Source organism: Pseudomonas sp. H1_F01 (genome assembly GCF_054681425.1).
This window is the reverse complement of the sequence record NZ_CP162823.1, coordinates 4474971-4493924: the sequence shown is the minus strand read 5'-3', so window position 1 is coordinate 4493924 and position 18954 is coordinate 4474971. Positions and strand designations below refer to the sequence as shown.

At 62.8% G+C, this 18954-nt stretch carries 16 protein-coding genes; 9 read left to right on the top strand and 7 right to left on the bottom strand.

Going from position 1 to position 18954, the window contains the following annotated elements; translation table 11 throughout:
* Positions 1-210: 210 nt before the first annotated feature.
* The 6 genes from lexA to AB4O09_RS20180 all read left to right on the top strand — a co-directional run bounded on the left by lexA (position 211) and on the right by AB4O09_RS20180 (position 8573).
* A complete protein-coding gene (gene lexA, locus AB4O09_RS20205) occupies positions 211-828 on the top strand; it encodes a transcriptional repressor LexA (protein ID WP_013692700.1) in 618 nt (205 codons plus the stop codon).
* The gene (gene imuA, locus AB4O09_RS20200; RefSeq protein ID WP_003200164.1) at positions 828-1460 is read left to right on the top strand and encodes a translesion DNA synthesis-associated protein ImuA; all 633 of its coding nucleotides are present in this window, start codon (positions 828-830) and stop codon (positions 1458-1460) included. The genes lexA and imuA overlap by 1 nt, the downstream gene beginning before the upstream one ends.
* Positions 1461-1467: 7 nt before the next feature.
* Entirely contained in the window at positions 1468-2889 is a 1422-nt protein-coding gene (locus AB4O09_RS20195) for a Y-family DNA polymerase (RefSeq protein WP_003200166.1), read from the top strand.
* Complete coding sequence (locus AB4O09_RS20190; RefSeq protein ID WP_460107393.1) at positions 2865-5963, top strand: error-prone DNA polymerase; 3099 nt, start codon at positions 2865-2867, stop codon at positions 5961-5963. Before AB4O09_RS20195 ends, AB4O09_RS20190 begins: the two co-directional genes overlap by 25 nt.
* 117 nt (positions 5964-6080) lie before the next feature.
* The gene (locus AB4O09_RS20185) at positions 6081-8192 is read left to right on the top strand and encodes an ATP-binding protein (protein WP_258637131.1); all 2112 of its coding nucleotides are present in this window, start codon (positions 6081-6083) and stop codon (positions 8190-8192) included.
* A 96-nt stretch (positions 8193-8288) separates the two neighbouring features.
* Positions 8289-8573, top strand: a complete 285-nt coding sequence (locus AB4O09_RS20180; RefSeq protein ID WP_460107390.1) for a hypothetical protein — start codon at positions 8289-8291, stop codon at positions 8571-8573.
* A gap of 193 nt (positions 8574-8766) precedes the next feature.
* On the opposite strand, the gene AB4O09_RS20175 is transcribed toward AB4O09_RS20180, so the two are convergent.
* A complete protein-coding gene (locus tag AB4O09_RS20175; protein WP_003200174.1) occupies positions 8767-9288 on the bottom strand; it encodes a DUF4142 domain-containing protein in 522 nt (173 codons plus the stop codon).
* Between the two features lie 217 nt (positions 9289-9505).
* Between AB4O09_RS20175 and AB4O09_RS20170 the strand changes: the two genes are divergently transcribed.
* Positions 9506-9742 (top strand): YdcH family protein, encoded by a 237-nt coding sequence (locus AB4O09_RS20170; protein WP_003200175.1) that lies wholly within the window; start codon positions 9506-9508, stop codon positions 9740-9742.
* Between the two features lie 73 nt (positions 9743-9815).
* Here AB4O09_RS20170 and AB4O09_RS20165 read toward each other — a convergent pair whose 3' ends face one another.
* From AB4O09_RS20165 to AB4O09_RS20150, 4 genes are all read right to left on the bottom strand, one after another.
* Positions 9816-10679 (bottom strand): LysR family transcriptional regulator, encoded by an 864-nt coding sequence (locus AB4O09_RS20165; RefSeq protein WP_003200177.1) that lies wholly within the window; start codon positions 10677-10679, stop codon positions 9816-9818.
* 63 nt (positions 10680-10742) lie between these two features.
* Positions 10743-12461 (bottom strand): hydrogenase maturation protein, encoded by a 1719-nt coding sequence (locus tag AB4O09_RS20160; RefSeq protein WP_123351363.1) that lies wholly within the window; start codon positions 12459-12461, stop codon positions 10743-10745.
* A 214-nt stretch (positions 12462-12675) separates the two neighbouring features.
* Positions 12676-12990: an SCP2 sterol-binding domain-containing protein gene (locus AB4O09_RS20155; protein ID WP_003200180.1), complete on the bottom strand. Its 315-nt coding sequence runs from the start codon at positions 12988-12990 to the stop codon at positions 12676-12678.
* A gap of 51 nt (positions 12991-13041) precedes the next feature.
* Positions 13042-13752, bottom strand: coding sequence for a histidine phosphatase family protein (locus AB4O09_RS20150; protein ID WP_003200182.1), 711 nt, complete (start codon positions 13750-13752; stop codon positions 13042-13044).
* A gap of 226 nt (positions 13753-13978) precedes the next feature.
* On the opposite strand from AB4O09_RS20150, the gene sohB reads away from it, so the two are divergent.
* Complete coding sequence (gene sohB, locus AB4O09_RS20145; RefSeq protein ID WP_003200184.1) at positions 13979-15010, top strand: protease SohB; 1032 nt, start codon at positions 13979-13981, stop codon at positions 15008-15010.
* A 148-nt stretch (positions 15011-15158) separates the two neighbouring features.
* On the opposite strand, the gene AB4O09_RS20140 is transcribed toward sohB, so the two are convergent.
* Positions 15159-15653: a DUF934 domain-containing protein gene (locus AB4O09_RS20140; protein ID WP_003200186.1), complete on the bottom strand. Its 495-nt coding sequence runs from the start codon at positions 15651-15653 to the stop codon at positions 15159-15161.
* On the bottom strand, positions 15637-17295 hold the full coding sequence (locus tag AB4O09_RS20135; RefSeq protein WP_003200188.1) for a nitrite/sulfite reductase: 1659 nt from the start codon (positions 17293-17295) through the stop codon (positions 15637-15639). The genes AB4O09_RS20140 and AB4O09_RS20135 overlap by 17 nt, the downstream gene beginning before the upstream one ends.
* Positions 17296-17798: 503 nt before the next feature.
* Between AB4O09_RS20135 and AB4O09_RS20130 the strand changes: the two genes are divergently transcribed.
* Positions 17799-18938 (top strand): ABC transporter substrate-binding protein, encoded by a 1140-nt coding sequence (locus AB4O09_RS20130; RefSeq protein ID WP_003200192.1) that lies wholly within the window; start codon positions 17799-17801, stop codon positions 18936-18938.
* Positions 18939-18954 lie beyond the last annotated feature (16 nt).

Here is an 18954-nt window from a genome sequence, read left to right as displayed (position 1 = left end):
CCTCGATCCAACTGTGGGAGCAAAGCTTGCTCGCGATGGCGGTGGGTCAGCCTCCATGGATGTCGAATGGCCTGATGCCTTCGCGAGCAGGCTCGCTCCCACAAGGTAATGCTGTTCACTTGAGGAAAAGTGTTGATACCTGTGGCCAGAGATTGCTCCCGCTGTGAACTGACTGGCGGCGCTTGTCAGAAAAATCCTTAAAGAGTACAAATGTACTCCATGACGACTCTCACTCCCCGCCGTACCGCCATCCTGACTTTCATCCGCGAACGCATCGCCGATCAGGGCCAGCCTCCCAGCCTCGCTGAAATCAGCGAGGCGTTTGGTTTTGCCTCCCGCAGTGTGGCGCGCAAGCATGTGCTGGCGCTGACCGAAGCCGGTTTCATCGAGGTCAATCCGCACCAGGCCCGGGGCATTCGCTTGCTGAACCAGCCACCACGACCCGAGTTGCTGGACGTGCCGGTGCTGGGGCGAGTGGCCGCCGGGCTGCCGATTGGTGCCGATGCCGAGGTCCACAGCCGCCTGATGCTGGACCCGGCGATTTTTACCAAGGCGCCGGATTACCTGCTGCGGGTCCAGGGCGATTCGATGATCGAGGACGGCATTCTCGACGGTGACCTGGTGGGCGTGCAGCGCACACCGCAGGCCGCCAACGGCCAGATTGTCGTGGCGCGTCTGGACGGTGAAGTCACCATCAAGCGCTTCGAGCGCATTGGCGAGCGGGTGCGTTTGTTGCCGCGCAACCCGGCCTACCAGCCGATCATCGTCGAGGCCGATCAGGACCTGGCGATAGAAGGGGTGTTCTGTGGCTTGGTGAGGCAAGGCTGATGGGCGCCGTCGTTGCGCTGGACACGCTGTTCAACGGCGGCCAGGTCTGGAAGGGTCGGCCTGCGCCGCCAGCCGCCAGCCCGCAACCCACCGGCCATGCGGCGCTGGATGCGGCGTTGCCCAGTGGTGGCTGGCCGGAGGCGGCGTTGACGGAACTGCTTATCGCCGCGCCGGGCGTGGGTGAGTTGCAACTGGTGTGGCCGACCCTGGCGCGGCTGTCGGCGGCGGGGGAGCGGATCGTGCTGGTGGCGCCACCGTTCGTGCCCTATCCCCAGGCCTGGCAGAACGCTGGCGTCGACCTGCAACAGTTGTCGGTGATCCGCGCCGATGAGCGCGATGCCTTGTGGGCCACCGAACAGTGCTTGCGTTCGGGCAGTTGTGGCGCGGTCCTGTGCTGGCCCCGCCAGGCGGACGACCGGGCCTTGCGCCGTTTGCAAGTGGCGGCGGAAACCGGCCAGACCCTGGCATTCGCCTGGCGCTCGATCCAGGAGGCCATCAACCCGTCGCCGGCGGCGCTGCGCATCGCCATCGATACCCGGCCGGCGCAGTTGCGCGTGCTCAAATGCCGCGGCGGGGTGGCTCGTTCGGCGCCGATTGCCTTTGCCACGCTCGCCCCACAAACCGGGCATTGAGGTTGCGATGCGCTGGGTCTGTATTCTCTTCCCGCAATTGGCGCTGGACGCCGCGCTGCGTCAGCGCCCCGATCCCGACCAGCCCCTGGCATTGCTGACCGGTCCGGCACAGCGTCGGGTGCTGCAAGCGGTGAATGCGCCGGCACGGGCCCTGGGCTTGCGTCCCGGCCAGACCATGACCGCCGCCCAGGCCTTGAGCAAAGGCTTTGCCACCGCCGAATACGACGCGGCGCAAATCGAACACTGGCAACAGTTCCTGGCGGCCTGGGCCTACCGTTTCAGCTCCCAGGTCAGCGTGCATTACCCGCGTACGCTGCTGTTCGAGATCGAGTCGAGCCTGGGCCTGTTTGGCCCCTGGCCGGTGTTCGAGGCGCGCTTGCGGACCGAGCTGACCGAGCTGGGTTTTCGTCATCGCATCGTCGCCGCGCCCAATCCGGTGGCGGCGCGGGTGTTGGCCAATGCCTATGACGCCCTGGTGGTGCCCGACGCCGAGACCTTGCAACAATGCCTGGGAGACATGCCCGTGGAGCGGATCGGCCTGGAACCCGAGGTCGCCACGGCGCTGTCGCGCATGGGCCTGCGCCGTCTGAGCCAGGTCCAGGCCTTGCCCCGGCAGACCCTGGCTCGGCGCTTCGAGGCCCAGGTGCTCAAGCACCTCGACGCGCTGACGGGCAGTCGCACCCTGGCGCTGTCGTTCTACCTGCCGCCAGACCGTTTCGATGTGCGCATCGAACTCAACTACGACGTTCAGTCCCATCAGGCGCTGCTGTTTCCGTTGCGCCGGCTGACCGGTGACTTGTCGGCCTTCCTGTGCGGTCGCGACAGCGGCGTGCAGCGCTTCGACCTGCACCTGGAGCACGCCGGTTTGCCGGACACGCTGATCAAGGTCGGCTTGCTCAGCGCCGAACGGGACCCTGCGATGCTCTTCGAACTGGCCCGCGGTCGCTTGGAACAGGTGCAGGTCGCGGCCCCAGTGCGGGGTTTTCGCTTGTGTGCCGAGGACCTGCCGAGTTTCGTGCCCCAGCGCCTGGAGCTGTTCGACGAGCGCCCGCAACAGTCCTTGCCCTGGGAGCAACTGCGCGAACGCCTGCGGGCGCGGCTGGGGGATGACGCGGTGCAGGGCCTGGGGTTTCGCGATGACCATCGACCTGAATGCGCCTGGCAAATGACACCGCAACCCCGGCCCCAGGCCTGTCCGGTGCGCGCTGGCGTGCAGCGTCCCGGCTGGCTGCTGAATGAAGCCCAGCTGCTGCAGGACAGCCAGGCGCGAATCCTCATGGGCCCGGAACGCATCGAGACCGGTTGGTGGGACGGCGCCGACGTACGCCGTGACTACTACCTGATCGAAACCCGCAGCGGACAACGTGGCTGGGCCTATCGAACGGTGGGCGAGGGCGGGCCGTTGTGGCTGCAGGGCTGGTTCGCATGAGCGTCGAGTATGCAGAGCTGCATTGCCTGTCGAACTTCAGCTTCCAACGCGGCGCCTCCAGTGCCCTGGAGCTGTGTCGTCGGGCCAGGCAAGAGGGCTACCAGGCCCTGGCGATCACCGATGAATGCACACTGGCTGGAATCGTCCGGGCCTGGCAGGCGGCCAAGGAACTGGAACTGCAACTGATCGTCGGCAGCGAAATCCAGGTCGAGAACGGCCCGAAGCTGGTGTTGCTGGTGGAAAACCTGGAGGGCTATCAAGCCTTGTGCCGGCTGATCACCCGCGCCCGACGTCGCAGCGAGAAGGGTCACTATCGCATTGTGCGAGAGGACTTCGACCAGCCCTTGTCGGGGCTGCTGGCGTTGTGGATAGCCGAGGGCAAAGACGCCGAGGAACATGGCCGTTGGCTCCAGTCGATCTTTGCCGGGCGCCTGTGGCTGACGGTCCAGTTGCATTGTGGACAGGACGACCGCCGTCGGTTGGCAGACTCGTTGGCGCTGGCCGAGCGCTTGGATCTTCCAGTTGTGGCCAGTGGTGATGTGCACATGCACGTGCGCGGCCGTCGTGCCCTGCAGGACACCATGACCGCCATCCGCCACCACGTCACGGTGGCCGAGGCTGGCCAGCGCCTGCACCCCAACGGCGAGCACCACCTGCGCAGCCGCAAGGATCTGGCCGATCTCTACCCGCGGGCCTTGCTCGACGAAACCCTGAACATCGCCCGGCGTTGCACCTTCGATCTTGGCCAACTGCGTTACCAATACCCCCGCGAGCTGGTGCCCGAGGGGCATGACCCGGCGTCCTGGCTGCGGGAACTGACTGAGCGCGGCATGCGCGAGCGGTGGAAGGATGGCGCGACAGACAAAGTGCGGGCACAGATCGACAAGGAGCTGAGCCTGATCGCCGAGCTGGGCTATGACAGTTATTTCCTCACCGTACAGGACATCGTCAGCTTCGCCCGCAGCCGCCATATCCTTTGCCAGGGGCGTGGTTCGGCGGCCAACTCGGCAGTGTGCTACGCCCTGGGTATCACCGAAATCGACCCCAGCCTTACCAGCCTGTTGTTTGAACGCTTCCTGTCCCGGGAGCGCAACGAGCCGCCGGACATTGACGTCGATTTTGAACACGATCGTCGCGAGGAAGTGCTGCAGTACGTGTTCCAGCGCTACGGTCGTCATCGTGCGGCATTGACGGCGGTGGTCAGCAGTTACCACGGCGCCGGCGCGGTGCGCGATGTGGCCAAGGCCCTGGGGCTGCCGCCGGACCAGGTCAGCGCCCTGGCCGATTGCTGTGGCCGCTGGAGCGACGAGGCGCCGCCAGTGGAGCGCCTGCGTGAAGGCGGCTTCGACCCGGACAGCCCGGTGTTGCGCCGGGTCCTGAGCCTGACCCGGCAATTGATCGGTTTCCCTCGGCATTTGTCCCAGCACCCTGGCGGCTTCGTGATTTCCGAGCAGCCCCTGGACACCCTGGTGCCGGTGGAAAACGCCGCCATGGCCGAACGCACCATCATCCAGTGGGACAAGGACGACCTGGATGCGGTCGGGCTGCTCAAGGTGGACATCCTGGCCCTGGGCATGCTCAGTGCGATTCGTCGCTGTTTCGATTTGATCGAGCACTACCGGGGCCAGCGCTACGCCCTGGCGTCGCTGCCCCAGAATGATCCGGCGACCTACGAAATGATCAGCCGCGCCGATACTATCGGTGTGTTCCAGATCGAGTCCCGGGCGCAGATGTCGATGTTGCCCCGGCTGAGGCCCAAGACGTTCTACGATTTGGTCATCGAAGTGGCGATTGTACGGCCCGGGCCGATCCAGGGTGGGATGGTGCATCCGTACCTGCGGCGCAGAAACAAAGAAGAGGCGGTGACTTATCCCTCTGAAGCGTTGAAGCAAGTGCTCAACCGCACCCTGGGTGTTCCCTTGTTCCAGGAGCAGGTCATGCAGATCGCCATCGTTGCGGCCGATTACACCCCGGGTGAAGCAGACCAATTGCGTCGCTCCATGGCTGCCTGGAAACGTCACGGTGGGTTGGAGCCCCATCGGGAACGCCTGGCGCAGGGGATGAAGAAAAACGGCTACACCGCTGAATTCGCCGCGCAAATCTTCGAACAGATCAAAGGCTTCGGCAATTACGGCTTTCCCGAATCCCATGCCGCCAGTTTTGCCTTGCTGACCTACGCCAGCAGTTGGCTCAAATGCCACGAACCGGCCGCGTTCGCTTGTGCCCTGATCAACAGTTGGCCTATGGGGTTCTACAGCCCGGACCAGATCCTCCAGGATGCCCGCCGGCATCAACTGTCGATCCGCCCGGTGGACGTGCGTGCCAGCGATTGGGATTGCAGTCTCGAGCCCATGGAAGGCCGACAACCGGCGATTCGCATGGGGCTGCGCATGGTCAAGGGCTTTCGCGAAGAGGATGCCCGCCGTATCGAAGCGGCCCGCCGGCATCGGCCCTTCAGCGACGTGGCCGACTTGGGCGAGCGCGCGCAGCTCGATGCCCGGGCCCAGGCGCAACTGGCCGACGCCGGTGCCTTGCAGGGTTTGGCCGGTGATCGCCATCGTGCCCGCTGGGAAGTGGCCGGGGTGCAGAAGCAACTGGGCTTGTTCGCCGGTTTGCCCAGTCAGGAGGAACCACCCGTGGCCCTGCCAAAACCCACGCTGGGGGAAAACCTGTTTGCCGATTACACCACGCTCGGCACGACACTGGGCCCTCATCCACTGGCCCTGCTGCGTCCCGAACTGCGCGCCCGGCGCTGCCGCAGTTCACGGGAGTTGCAGGATGTGGAGCATGGGCGCAATGTCAGCGTCGCCGGGTTGGTCACCGGCCGCCAACGCCCGGGCACGGCCAGCGGTGTAACCTTCGTCACCCTGGAAGATGAATTCGGCAACCTCAACGTGGTGGTCTGGCGCGACTTGGCCGAACGCCAGCGCAAGACCTTGGTGGGCTCGCAATTGCTCAGGGTCGACGGGCGCTGGGAAAGCGTCGGCGAGGTCCGCCACTTGATCGCCGGGCGCCTGAGCGACCTGACCGAGTTGTTGGCGGGTATCCAGGTGCATAGCCGTGATTTCCGCTGAATCCGCAAACAGGATCCTCCCATGAAACCAAACGCCAACCCAGCGCTCGAAGCACTGATCGCAAGGGATTTGTGTAATGCCGACTCCCTGCAGGCATTTTGAGGTTCAGAATCGACCATGCAGTTTCTATCCCAAAATCACGGGTGCCCTGGATGGGGCGGTGAAATGGCCGGGCGTATCCGGGCGTTCGATTGGAGCCGGACCGAGTTGGGCGCCATCGAGCACTGGTCCGCCAGCCTGCGCAGTGCCGTTCAGTTGTTGCTGGCTTCGCCCTTGCCGATGGTGATGTTGTGGGGCCGCCAGGGCTTCATGATCTACAACGATGCCTATGCCGAGTTCGCCGGTGGCCGTCATCCCTACCTGCTGGGGTGCGCGGTGGAGTTGGGTTGGCCGGAGGTCGCCGAATTCAATCGGCATGTGCTGGACGTCTGCCTGGCCGGCGGCACCTTGTCCTACCGCAGCAAAGAGTTGGTCCTGCTGCGCGATGGCAAGCCTGAAGATGTGTGGATGGACCTCTATTACAGCCCGGTGCCCGATGACGACCAGTCCCCGGCGGGCGTGCTGGCGATTGTGGTGGAGACCACCGAGCTCGTGTTGACCGAGCGCGCCCGGCAAGAGGCCGAACGCAGTTACCGGGCCGTCAATGAGCGCATCCAGTTGGCCCTCTCGGCCGGACCATTGCTGGGGTCGTTCGTCTGGGATATCCAGGCCGACACCCTGTCGGGCGATGAGCGTTTCGCCCGTACCTTCAACTACCCGCCAGACTGTTCGCTGGACGCACTGCCCATCGAAATTGCCCGCAAGCGCATCCACGCCGATGACCTCGAAGAGGTCAACCAGCGGGTCGAACTGACCTTGCGCACGGGCATCCCCTACAGCGCTGAATATCGAGTGCGCCGCGTGGGCGGTGATTACCTGTGGGTGCTGGCCAGCGGTCGCTGCGAATTCGATGCCACGGGCAAGCCCCTGCGTTTTCCAGGTGTGCTGATTGACATCAATGAACGCAAGACAGCCGAAGCTTCGCTGCTCAAATTCACCCGCGACCTGGAACAGCGGGTCGCCGATGAGGTGCAGGCGCGGCTGGCGGCAGAAGAGCAGTTGCGTCAGTCGCAAAAGCTCGAGGCCATTGGCGGTCTCACTGGCGGCGTGGCCCATGACTTCAACAACCTGCTGCAAGTGATTGCCGGCAATCTGCACTTGCTGGCCCGCCACGAGCGGGACAACGCCAACGTGCAACGGCGGGTCAGTGCCTCCATCGAAGCCGTGGAACGGGGGGCCAAGTTGTCATCGCAGTTGCTGGCTTTTGCCCGGCGCCAGCCATTGTCACCGGCGGTCTACAACCCACGACGCATCTACGATGGCATGGGTGAACTGCTGCAGCGGGCCTTGGGCGAAACCATCCAGATTGAAGTGAGCCTGCCCCAGGAGCCCTGGTGCATCCACGTCGATCGCAATCAACTGGAAAACGCCCTGTTGAACCTGGCGATCAATGCTCGCGATGCCATGGGCGGCGAGGGCACCATCCGCCTGATCGGTGAGAACATCGGACTCGATGAAGCGTTCTGTGCCGGCAAGGGGATCCCGGCCGGCGACTACGTCCGGCTGTCGGTGATCGACCGCGGTGCCGGCATGCCGCCCGACATCCTGAAGCAGGTGTTCGAACCGTTTTTCACCACCAAGACCGATGGCCAGGGCACCGGGCTTGGACTGAGCATGGTGTTCGGGTTCGTCAAGCAAAGTGGCGGCCATATCGAGATCTCCAGCGACCTGGGCGAGGGCACGCGGGTACGGATGTATTTCCCTCGAAGCCTTGCGCCCGAAGCGGGGGAAACCGAGCAACACGACGTGCTTCAGTCCGGCAGGCAAGAGACGATCCTGGTGGTGGAGGACAACGAAGAGGTGCGCAGCGCGTCGGTGGAACTGTTGGAACAGTCTGGTTATCGGACCCTCACGGCCGCCAGCGGTGATGAGGCGATGAAGCTGCTGTTGGAAGGCATCTCGGTCGACTTGATCTTCACCGACGTGGTCATGCCCGGCTTGATCAAGAGTTCCGACCTGGCCGCCTGGGCCAAGGTGCAGAACCCGCCGGTTCCGGTGCTGTTCACCTCGGGACACACCCGGGACATCATCTCCCGGAACCATCAACTGAGCCCCGATACCCATTTATTGAGCAAACCCTACGGCCCGGACGCGCTGACCCGGATGGTGAGGAGTGTGCTGGGCGGCTGATCGCGGCGCTGCAAACAAATGGAACCGAAGCCGTCGCGTCACCTTCGAATGTTCAAGACCGGTCATCCATCCGGCCCTGCCATGAACGAGGTGCCCATGAACGACGATCCCGCAACCACCCAGCAACAAGAAGGCCAGGCGCAGACACCGTCCCCCCGTAACGATCCGGCCATCGACCCCCAAGTCCCGGACAAGCCTGCGAGCGCCCAGCCAGTCAGCCCTGCCGGAACGGACCAGGCCCAAAGCGGCGCCACTGAGGTCGATCAGAAGCATCATCATCAGGACAATGACAACACCTTCAGTCCCGGCTTCAAGCCTGAACCGGATCGGCCGAAATCTGGCGAGGATACTGACGCTGATATCGACACCGATGGTGGCTAGCCCCTGAAGGATGTGCGACACCGAGCCATTGTGGGAGCGAGCTTGCTCGCGATGACTGTGGCAAATTCGCCATCCCTGTGACTGAAACACCGCTATCGCGAGCAAGCTCGCTCCCACAGGGGGGCGCTTCGAGAAAACGGCGCTTCCCTTCCAAGGGAGGCGCCGTTTTTCCTTGAGTGAGCAGTGTCTCGCTCTACTTGCTTGGATGCGCAGCCTGAAGTTTCTTGGCGGCATCCAGGTGATGTTGCAGGTCTGGCAGCATCTTCTGGGCGAATGCCTTGAGTTCGGTATTGCCAGCCTTCTTGTCGTCGGTAACGGTTTCGGCTTCTTTCTTGAACAGGGCGATGGTTTCTTCGTGGGCCTTGACCTGGTTGTTGGCGTAGGCCGCATCAAAAGACTCATCGCGCACGTCGAGAATCTTCGCCTTGGCTTTTTTCATCAGCGTGGTGTCGTCGGGTACTTCGATGTCATGTTTTTGCGCCAGGGCTTTCAGCTCTTCGTTGGCCTTGGTGTGGTCGGTGATCATCTTGTTGGCGAACGCCTTGATGTCCGCCGATTGGCTTTTTTCCAAGGCCAGTTTGCTGGTCTCGATTTCTGCAATGCCGCCGGCCGCCGCGTTGTCGACAAAGTCGTTGGAAGTCGCGGCCCATGCCATGCCCATGCTGGTACTCAGGGCAACTGCCAGGCCGAGTTGACGCAGGGTAAATCTGTCCATAGGTAAGTCTCCACACAAGTTGAACGAGCGACTCTTGTCGTCTCTGAGCAATGGAGGGTGGGGTACAGGCAAAGGTTTGATCGCCAAGCGATCCGGTACGACGAACGGTCACCGCTGGTCGGATTGGCGGTCGACAGAACCCTGTCGAGGAGGCCATCCTGATAATCGACGGGTGCCGCAAGGGCGCCTGCCACCGACCCATCGAAGGAGGTGTTCCATGCCGGTGTCCCACGATTTGTGCCAGGATCTCAAATGCACAAAAGACCACATCCAGCAAAAACGCAGCGAGAATCCAAGGCTCGACTCGTTAATTCAAAAATACTCCCAACTTGATGCAGAGGTGGTCGAAGCCGAGAAACCGTCCTCCGGCGCGCTGTCCGACGATGCTTTGGAGACGCTCAAGAAGAAGCGATTGCTGGTCAAGGACGAGATCGTGGCTCAGATGCAGCGCTAGCCTCGGGACCGAACCTGTGAAGGCCCTTCGTGTTGCGAAGGGCTTTTTGGGCGAGGCCCTTACTCTCATAAACTCAGGTCAATGGATCCCAGCGCTGCGACCAGTCGCTGCCGGTCTTGACGATCTCTCGCAACACCTCGAATGCCTGCTGCAACGCTGCTGAATCCCGATCGCGGGAGTAGACCAGGTAAGTGGGGTAGTTGAATTCCGGTGCCTTGGGCACCCGTTCCAGGATGCCGCTGTCCAGGTAGCTCTGCACGACCCGGGTGCGGAAGTAACCGCTGCCGCCGTTTTCCAGGATGTACTGCAAGGCCAGGGGACCGAGGTTGAAGGTCACGGCGGCCTTGGCCTTGTCCGGTAGCGCGGTGTCGTGTTGGCGGCGGAAGTCAGCACTCCAGTCGATGTACACGTAGGGTTCGGGACGGGCGGCCAGGCGTACCAGGATGAGTTTTTCTTCCAGCAGCTGTTCTACCTGCAGGCGCGGCCAGTATTCGGGTTGATACACCACCGCCGCGTCCAGCAGCCCCAGCTCCAGCTGTTGCAGCAGTTTCTCGCCGTCGCGGATGTCCATGCGCAGGGCATGGCCGGGAATTTTCTGGCGCAGTTCGCCGGCCCAGGCGAGCATCAAGGGATTGCACAGGCTGACCTCGCCTCCCAGGTGCAAGACGTTGCGATAACCCTCGGGCAGTGGCAGGTCCCGGCGGGCTGCTTCCCAGGTCTGCACGAGCTGGTTGGCGTAGACCACAAACGCCTCGCCGTCGCTGGTCAAGCGCGCGCCGGCACGGTTGCGCACGAACAGCGCGCAGCCGAGCTGGCTTTCGAGCTTCTGCACCCGGGCGGTGATCGCCGTCTGGGTCACGTGCAGCTTTTCGGCCGCAGCAGCGAGGCTGCCGTGGCGGACGATTTCCAGGAAGGTGCGGGCGAGGTCGATGTCCATGTTCAGGCCGATACGGGGGAAGCGGGCATTGTAAGAGCTGCCGCGCCTCGCCGATACCGGGCATTATTGGACGGCTTGGGCCTGTGCTGTTCGCGCCCAAGGGGCGACCAGGCGTTCTGGTGTGCGGCACGCCTTGTGCTTGAAGACGAACCCACGGCACTTGTCGGCGAAGCCGTGGCGATTGTCCACCATGTCATGTCGCATCTGCGCGAGTTCGCCATCGCGGCACGCCTGGATCGCTGACAGGCTCCGCTCGGCCTTGCGAACCCGGATGCTTTCATAGTTCGGATCGAGCAGCGCACTGTTGGCTCGCTGCAGCAGCCACAGGCCGAACTCGTCGGGGCAGCGTGGTCCGATCTCCTGGACCATGCCGTAGCGCAACGCCTGGAGGGCGCTGATCGGCAGGCAGTCCTGGGTGAGTTTCCAGGCCATGTCCGGGCCGACCGCGCGGGGCAGGCTGTAGGTCCAGTATTCGGAGCCGTACAGGCCCATGGTCGCGTAGTGCGGGTTGAGCACGATGTCACGGCGCGCCAGCACGATATCGGCCGCCAGAGCCAACATCACACCGCCGGCCCCGGCGTTACCCGTCAGGCCGCTGACCACCAGTTGCCGTGCGCTGAACAACTCAAGGCAAACGTCATCGATGGCCTGGATGTTGGCCCAGGCCTCCAGGCCGGGTTCGGCGGCGGCCTGGATAACGTTCAGGTGCACACCGTTGGAAAAGCTGCCGCGCCCGCCGCGGATCAACAGCACCTGGGTGTCCCGGGACTTGGCCCAGCGCAATGCCGCCACCAGCCGTTGGCATTGCTCAGTGCTCATCGCCCCGTTATAGAACTCGAACGTCAGCTCTCCCACATGGCCGCATTCCCGATAGCGAATGGGTTGGTAAGGCTCATCGCTGAACGGCTGGCGAGCCAGGGAACCGTCGAGCATCGGGACGCCTTCGAGCCGGTTCGACAATACGTGGCGCGCCGGACGCTTGAAGGTCTGTTCGCCGGGCTGCGGCTTGCGGCGCAGGGCGCCGATCCACAGGCTTGCATCCCCTGTCGCCACCAGCACCGCATCGTCACGCACGGCCAGCAGTTCGCCGGGCAGGCCGTGACGAACGTCCGGATGGGCGTCGTACAGGTAAAACTGCTCGCCGGCCAGGCTTGCCAGCACTCCGGGTTGACCGTCGGCGGCATCGATGCAGCGTTTGATGAAGCCGGTGCTGTCGTGCCAGCTGAAGGTGCGATGGGCCTGGGTCATGTTCGGTTGCAGGCGTCCGACCACGTCATGACGGTCATAGTCCAGTGGCACCGGGATGAAACCGTCGAGGTATTTTTCCACGACCTCGCGGATGCAACGAATGGCCGCATCGCTGACCGGGCCGTTATACAGCTCGGATTTGCGCAGGCCTTGGGGCAGGTCGAATTCGCAAGTGGCCCAGACTGGCCCGGCGTCCATTTCCTCTACCGCCTGCAACGCCGTGACACCCCAGCGTTCGGGCTGCCGAGTGATCGCCCAGTCCAGGGCGCTGGCGCCGCGGTCGCCGACAATTCCGGGATGAATGATCACCACCGGGCGCCGCGGGTTGCGCCATAACTGCTCGGGTACGCGGTCCTTGAGGAACGGGCAGATCACCAGGTGGGCGCCGCTTTCTTCGATTTGCCGGCAGACCGAGGCCGGATCGGTGAACAGCACGACGCTGGGGTGATAGCCGGCCTCGCGCAGATCCAGCCAGGCGCGTTGGGTCAGGCCGTTGAAGGCACTCGACAGCAAAATGATCTTCAGTGTGGGCATGAGTCTCTTCCGTGAGATGAGCAGGCGCCGGCTCCCGATGAGCCGTCCCTGGCTTGATGGAAGCGCTACGTTAGCGGCTGGGGGAAGAGCGACAACTGACAGGGATCAAGGTTGTGAGTGCAACGCGGGATCAGGGGAGGGCAAAAACACGAATCCCGCCACGGGGGCGGGATTCGTCTGCAATCAAAGGCCCGCGAAGAACGCGAGCGCAGTCTCAGCCTGGGAACAGCTCGGACAGTTTCATGGCCAGCATCATGTCGCCTTCGGCGCGCAGCTTGCCGCCCATGAACGCTTGCATGCCGTCGGTGCTGCCGTCGACGATGCCTTGCAGGGTTTCGCCGTCCATCACCAGGGTCACCTGGGCGTCCGGGTTTTCACCTTCCTGCAGTTCGCAGGTGCTGTCCTTGACGACCAGCGAGAAGTTCTTGGTATCGTCGATGCGGAAACCGAATACCAGGTCCAGGCCGGCAGCGGCGGCTGGGTTGAACTTGGCTTTCATGGCTTGTACGGCGTCGGCTACGGAGGTCATGGTTTCGATCCTTATTTGGGTGGTACAGCAAGGGTCTACAGTAATCCGGACTCAGCGAAAGGTGATGAGGTCCGGGGCCTTCAGCAGTTGCAGGTGGGCATGGCTGTTGAAGGAAGCCAGGGCCACCTCGCGGCCCCTGAATTTCAGGTGGTTGAGCGAGGTGTTGACGATTTGCCAGTTCAATTCGAAGGCCTGTCGGGCCGGTATCCGGGTGATCAGGTGGAGCAGGGCGGTGATGGTGCCGCCGGAGGTGAACACGGCGATTTTATGGGTGTTGTCGGCTTGCTCCAGGATGCGGTGCAGGCCCGCCTGGACCCGCTCGACAAAACCCAGCCAGCTTTCCAGGCCCGGCGGGTCATACTGGCCGCTGAGCCAGCGTTCGACGATCAGTGCGAAGATGCGCTGGAATTCGGCGCGGTTCTGCGCAGCGTTGCGCAGGATATGCAGCGCCTCGGGCTCTTGGGGAAGCATGTCCGGCAGCAGGGCGCGAATGACCGCGTCGGCATCGAACTCGTTGAACGCGGCGTCGATTTCCAGCTCGGGAACCGGCAACCCGGCGGCGGACATCTGGCCCAGCGCACCGATGGCGGTATCCTGTTGGCGACGCAGGTCACCCGAGAGGCAGCGATCGAATACGACACCGAGCTCCGCCAGGTGACCGCCGAGCACTTGCGCCTGGCGCACGCCATTGGGTGAAAGGACATCGTAGTCGTCCGCACCAAAGGAGGCCTGGCCATGTCGAATCAGATAGATACTGCCCACGTCCTCGTCATCCCGGTACGTTGAAGGTTTGGCGAGGTTATGGGGATGGCGGTGAGCTGTCAATGAAAAAACATACGCTTGTTTGAAATGCCCGTTGCAGCCTTGTCCTGCCTCGCTCGCGTTAAGGTAACCAGCGGTTTCATGACTGGTCGCGACGCAGGCGCATGGGTATGCTGGGACCGTTACGCGCCTGCGTTCAGTGGCGCATTGCATTTAAGGAGTTGCTGTGGAGTTTTTCATCGAGTACGCCGGTTTCCTGGCCAAGACCGTGACGTTGGTGATCGCCATCCTGGTGGTGCTGGCCAGTTTTGCGGCGCTGCGCAGCAAGGGGCGACGTAAGTCGACCGGCCAGTTGCAGGTGAGCAAACTCAACGATTTCTACAAGGGGCTGCGTGAGCGCCTGGAACAGACGCTGCTGGACAAGGATCAGCTCAAGGCCCTGCGCAAGGCCGAAGGCAAGGCTGAAAAGGCCGGGAAGAAAAACAAGGACAAGCCGGCGGCCAAGCCCCGGGTGTTCGTGCTGGATTTCGACGGTGACATCAAGGCCTCGGCCACCGAGAGCCTGCGTCATGAAATCACTGCGCTGCTGACCCTGGCGACGCCGAAGGATGAAGTGGTGCTGCGCCTGGAAAGTGGCGGCGGCATGGTCCACAGCTACGGCTTGGCCTCGTCGCAACTGGCGCGGATCCGTCAGGCCGGCGTGCCGTTGACAGTCTGCATCGACAAGGTCGCGGCCAGCGGCGGCTACATGATGGCGTGCATCGGCGAGAAGATCATCAGCGCTCCCTTCGCGATCCTGGGCTCCATCGGCGTCGTCGCGCAATTGCCCAACGTCAATCGGCTGCTGAAGAAACACGACATCGATTTCGAAGTGTTGACGGCCGGGGAATACAAACGCACGTTGACGGTGTTCGGCGAAAATACCGAGAAGGGCCGGGAGAAATTCCAGGAAGACCTGGACATCACCCATGAGCTGTTCAAGAACTTCGTGTCCAACTACCGCCCGCAACTGGCCATCGATGAAGTGGCGACCGGTGAGGTCTGGCTGGGTGTCGCGGCGCAGGGCAAGGGCTTGGTGGACGAGCTGAAAACCAGCGATGAATACCTGGCCGAACGCGCCAAGGGTGCCGAGCTGTACCACCTGCACTACGCCGAACGCAAAAGCCTGCAGGAACGCATCGGCATGGCGGCCAGCGGCTCGGTGGATCGCGTGCTGCTCAGTTGGTGGAGCCGCCTGACCCAGCAGCGGTTCTGGTAATTCGGGGACGGGTATTCACCACTAAACCCTGTGGGAGCGAGCTTGCTCGCTCCCACAGTGGTTCGGGGGGGAGCTGGGCATTGATCATTCAGAAACAAAAAAGCCCTGAACCGGTACACCCGGCTCAGGGCTTTTTCATAGGGCTTTCTCAGCGACGACGGAACAGCGGCAGCGGCTCGTCAGTGGCTGCCTGGTAGGTCACCGAGAAGTCCTTGAGGCTTTCGAGGGCTTCGTAGGGATCTTTGTCGGCGCGCAAGGCAAAGGCGTCGAAGCCGCAGCGGCGCATGTAGAACAACTGGTCGCGCAGTACGTCGCCAATCGCCCGCAATTCACCCTTGAAACCATAGCGGTCACGCAGCAGGCGGGCGTTGGAGTAGCTGCGCCCGTCGGTGAAGGCCGGGAAGTTCAAGGCGATGACCTGCAACTGGTTGGCGTCCTCGCCGATTTCCTCGGCTTCCTCGTCGGCGTCCAGCCACACGCCCAGGCCGCCGTCGCGGGCCTTGAGGGCGTGGGCATGATCGCGCCACAGGGCCAGGGGCACGATCAGGTCGTCACAGTTGGAGATGCCATCGAGGGTCGCGTCCTTGGGCAGCAGGTGCCAGGTTTCGTCGACAACCTCGTTGTTCTTAATGATTCGCTGCATAGACGCGTTCCTTGAAGAGGTCGATGCCAATACGTTGGTAAGTGTCGATGAAGCGCTCGTCTTCGGTACGTTGTTCGATGTACACGTCGATCAGCTTCTCGATCACGTCAGGCATGTCGTCCTGGGCAAACGACGGGCCGAGGATCTTGCCCAGGCTGGCGTCGCGGCTACCGCTGCCGCCCAGGGAGACCTGGTAGAACTCTTCGCCTTTCTTGTCCACGCCCAGGATGCCGATGTGGCCGACGTGGTGGTGACCACAGGCGTTCATGCAGCCGGAAATGTTCAGGTCCAGCTCGCCGATGTCGAACAGGTAGTCCAGGTCGTCGAAACGACGCTGGATCGATTCGGCGATAGGGATCGACTTGGCGTTGGCCAGCGAGCAGAAATCGCCGCCCGGGCAGCAGATCATGTCGGTCAGCAGGCCGATGTTCGGGGTGGCGAAACCTTGCTCGCGCAGCTCGCCCCACAGGGTGAACAACTGGCTCTGTTCAACGTCCGCCAGGATGATGTTCTGTTCGTGGGAGGTGCGCAGCTGGCCGAAGCTGTAGCGCTCGGCCAGGTCGGCCACGGCGTCCAGTTGCTTGTCGGTGATGTCGCCTGGCGCGACGCCGGTCGGCTTCAGGGACAGGGTCACCGCGACATAACCCGGCTTCTTGTGGGCCAGGGTGTTGCGGGTGCGCCAGCGGGCGAAGCCTGGGTGTTCCTTGTCGAGGGCTGCCAGTTCGGCGTCCTGATTACCCAGCGCCTTGTACTGCGGGTCGACAAAGTGCTTGGCAACGCGATGCACTTCGGCTTCGGTCAGGGTGGTCTGGCCGCCACGCAGGTGAGCCATCTCGGCTTCGACCTTCTCGGCGAACACTTCAGGCGTCAGGGCCTTGACCAGGATCTTGATCCGCGCCTTGTATTTGTTGTCGCGACGGCCGTAGCGGTTGTATACCCGCAGGATGGCGTCGAGGTAGCTCAGCAGGTCCTGCCACGGCAGGAACTCGTTGATGAACGCGCCGACCACCGGCGTACGCCCCAGGCCACCGCCGACCAGTACACGGAAGCCCAGCTCGCCGGCCGCGTTGTAGACCGTTTCCAGGCCGATGTCGTGGACTTCGATGGCCGCACGGTCCGAGGTCGAGCCGTTGATGGCGATCTTGAACTTGCGCGGCAGGTAGGCGAATTCCGGGTGGAAAGTCGTCCACTGGCGGACAATTTCGCACCACGGGCGCGGGTCGATCAACTCGTCGGCTGCGACACCGGCGAACTGGTCGGTGGTGACGTTGCGCAGGCAGTTGCCGCTGGTCTGGATCGCGTGCATCTGCACGGTGGCCAGTTCGGCGAGGATCTCGGGCACATCTTCCAGGGCTGGCCAGTTGTACTGGACGTTCTGCCGGGTACTGATGTGGGCGTAGCCCTTGTCGTAGTCGCGGGCAATTTTCGCCAGCTTGCGCACCTGGCGCGAGGTCAGTTGGCCATAAGGCACAGCCACGCGCAGCATCGGGGCGAAGCGCTGGATATACAAGCCATTCTGCAAGCGCAGAGGGCGGAATTCTTCTTCGCTCAGCTCGCCTGCCAGATAGCGTCGGGTCTGATCACGGAACTGCTTGACGCGGTCCTCGATGATCCGCTGATCGTACTCGTCATATACGTACATATAAGTCTCGGTCTCAGGCTTGGGCCGATCAGAAACAGCTGCATGTTGGCTCGCTGGAATCGGGTTCTGCCTCGGCAATTCTGCGCGCACGGCCGCGCACTCCTAGAGGAGCCGGTGCAAGATACCTGTTTTGAGTTATGCGCAAAAGTGATGTTTGAGTATATGTAAAGAACCAAATCGACTAATGAGATTGATTATTGCCTAACCCACATTTGTCGTACGGGCAATCATCGTCTTAACTGTGGTCGAGTCCCTATGCAATCACCTACAAAACCGACAAGAGGCGATGCAATGAGCAATCCGACCAAAGCAAGGAAAAGCGACAGTACTGTTGATGCCTGGGCCATTTTGTTCCTGATTATCCTGGTGGTGGGCACCGCAGTGTTCTGGGTCAGTCATCAATAAGTTCGAGCCGTTGCAGGCCACATGAAGGTCGCGCGTTCATGTGCCCGTTCGCCACCCGGGTCGTTATACTGGGTGGCGTATTATTTGGGGCGGGCGGGATGTCGAAGTTTATCTGTAGGCTACTGGGGCTGTTATGCCTGTCATTCTGGGCCCAGGCCCAGGCCGCCCATGTGGTTTCTTCTTCGTCCGAGGCGTTGCCTGGCAGTTCGGCTGCTCCTTCAGTCGTGTTCCTTAACCCGGGGTACTCCACCGAGCCCTTCTGGGTCAGCTACACCGAATTCATGCAAGCGGCGGCAAGCAAACTGGGCTTGCGGCTGCGCGTGGAGTATGCCGAGCGCGATCCCCAGCGGATGATTCGCCAAGCGCGCGAGGCCGTCACGGCCAAGGACCGTCCGGACTATCTGGTGTTGGTCAACGAGCAGTATGTCGCCCCGCGGATCCTGCAGTTGGCGCAGGGCAGTGGGGTCAAGCTGTTCCTGGTGAACAACACGTTGACCAGCGATCAGACTCGCCTGCTGACAGAGAACGGTGCCCCACCTCCCGAGTTGCTCGGCAGCCTGGTGCCCAATGATGAGCGCAGCGGTTACCTGATGCTCAAGGAACTGTTGCGACAATACGGACCGTTGGCGCCTGGGCAGACGCTCGATCTGCTGGCTTTTTCCGGGAAGAAACTCACCCCTTCGGCGCAACTGCGCGAGAAAGGCCTGCTCCGGGCGCTGGCCGAGCACCCGCAAGTGCATCTGCGCCAGTTGGTCTATGGCGAGTGGAATCGCGAACGGGCTCATGAGCAGGCAAGCCAGTTGATCAAGCGCTATCCGCAGACCGCGCTGGTCTGGTCGGCCAATGATGAAATGGCCCTGGGCGCCATGCAGGCGTTCGAGGAGGCGGGTCGCCAACCGGGCAAGGATGTGTTGTTCAGCGCCATGAACAGCTCCAGGGCGGCGCTCCAGGCCCGCATCGACGGGCGCTTGAGCGTGCTGTTCACCGGGCATTTCAGCTTGGGAGGGTGGGCCATGGTGCTGCTCCATGATCACGCCCGGGGCGTCGACCTCGCGCGTCATGGCGGCTACAACCAGCAGATCGACCTGATGCAATCGCTCGATCCGGCCCGTGCCCGCGCGTGGTTGAACATGAATCCGGCCAAGGACTATCGCCTGGACTTCAAGCGCTTCAGCCTGGTGTCCCACCCGGATGGCGAGCGTTATGCCTTTTCGCTCGATGCACTGGGGCGGCGCTAGAGCGGCTCAGATCGAG

Coding starts and splice junctions, on each gene's coding strand:
- lexA (WP_013692700.1), top strand. CDS start 211: ATGTACTCCATGACGACTCTCACTCCCCGCCGTACCGCCATCCTGACT.
- imuA (WP_003200164.1), top strand. CDS start 828: ATGGGCGCCGTCGTTGCGCTGGACACGCTGTTCAACGGCGGCCAGGTC.
- AB4O09_RS20195 (WP_003200166.1), top strand. CDS start 1,468: ATGCGCTGGGTCTGTATTCTCTTCCCGCAATTGGCGCTGGACGCCGCG.
- AB4O09_RS20185 (WP_258637131.1), top strand. CDS start 6,081: ATGCAGTTTCTATCCCAAAATCACGGGTGCCCTGGATGGGGCGGTGAA.
- AB4O09_RS20180 (WP_460107390.1), top strand. CDS start 8,289: ATGAACGACGATCCCGCAACCACCCAGCAACAAGAAGGCCAGGCGCAG.
- AB4O09_RS20175 (WP_003200174.1), bottom strand. CDS start 9,288: ATGGACAGATTTACCCTGCGTCAACTCGGCCTGGCAGTTGCCCTGAGT.
- AB4O09_RS20170 (WP_003200175.1), top strand. CDS start 9,506: ATGCCGGTGTCCCACGATTTGTGCCAGGATCTCAAATGCACAAAAGAC.
- AB4O09_RS20165 (WP_003200177.1), bottom strand. CDS start 10,679: ATGGACATCGACCTCGCCCGCACCTTCCTGGAAATCGTCCGCCACGGC.
- AB4O09_RS20160 (WP_123351363.1), bottom strand. CDS start 12,461: ATGCCCACACTGAAGATCATTTTGCTGTCGAGTGCCTTCAACGGCCTG.
- AB4O09_RS20155 (WP_003200180.1), bottom strand. CDS start 12,990: ATGACCTCCGTAGCCGACGCCGTACAAGCCATGAAAGCCAAGTTCAAC.
- AB4O09_RS20140 (WP_003200186.1), bottom strand. CDS start 15,653: ATGCAGCGAATCATTAAGAACAACGAGGTTGTCGACGAAACCTGGCAC.
- AB4O09_RS20135 (WP_003200188.1), bottom strand. CDS start 17,295: ATGTACGTATATGACGAGTACGATCAGCGGATCATCGAGGACCGCGTC.
- AB4O09_RS20130 (WP_003200192.1), top strand. CDS start 17,799: ATGTCGAAGTTTATCTGTAGGCTACTGGGGCTGTTATGCCTGTCATTC.